The organism is Mesorhizobium sp. P5_C1 (assembly GCF_054049815.1).
Map to the genome: position 1 here is coordinate 1 of NZ_JBFULQ010001291.1, position 680 is coordinate 680.

The following is a 680-nucleotide window of genomic DNA, read 5'->3' on the forward strand; positions in this document are numbered from 1 at the left end:
CCGCAACCGGATTTGCAGGTACGTTGGCGAACGAGCCACAGAGCGTGCACAACGTCGTAGCCGGCCAGGAACTCGAATTCACCCGGGGAGATATTTCCGACTGGGGCTACACCAGAAACGGCCGTCAAGTCGGCAGCTTCACCGTCTGTGTGTTGTTTAAGACCATGTCGAAGGAAGACGTCGACTATTACCGCCAGAACTATGGCTTCGACTGCTGACGCGCGTCACCTGACTAACCCGTCTCCCCATCCTTCGCGCCAATCTTGCGCACCAGCGCTGCCGTCGCCAGCATGGCGCCCATGTCGGCGATCATCGGCGCAACATGCCTGGTGTAGTCGAGCGGCACCGCGATAGCCGGCAGCTCGAAGAAATTCTTCGTCTGCGGCAGCAGCAGGAAACCGTCGCTGCCGTTGAGCGCGACGCGGGCCGGATCGTCCGGCCAGGTTTCGCCCAGCCATTTCAGCGCCTGCGCCAGCCGGCCGGTCACCAACGGCCGTGCAGCCTCGGTGTTGTCGGTGCGGAATTCATAGGCGGCGTCGAGTTCGGGCACACCGGACGACAAGTCCTGCATCTTGCTGGCGAACATGCCGCGGAAGAAGCCGACGACCGCATTGGTCCGCCGCGTCGCCACCAATATTCCCGGGAACGGTTCGATCGCTTCGAAAGCGACGATGACACCC

1 protein-coding gene and 1 pseudogene are annotated in these 680 nt (G+C 62.4%); one reads left to right on the top strand and one right to left on the bottom strand.

Features of this window, described 5'->3' with window-relative positions:
* Window positions 1-218, top strand: a 218-nt coding sequence (locus tag ACXJ7R_RS35435) for a DUF2314 domain-containing protein (RefSeq protein WP_457155848.1), incomplete at its 5' end; no start/stop codon positions are given.
* 14 nt (window positions 219-232) lie between these two features.
* On the opposite strand, the pseudogene ACXJ7R_RS35440 reads toward ACXJ7R_RS35435, so the two are convergent.
* A pseudogene (locus ACXJ7R_RS35440) lies at window positions 233-680 on the bottom strand (hypothetical protein); the annotation flags it as partial.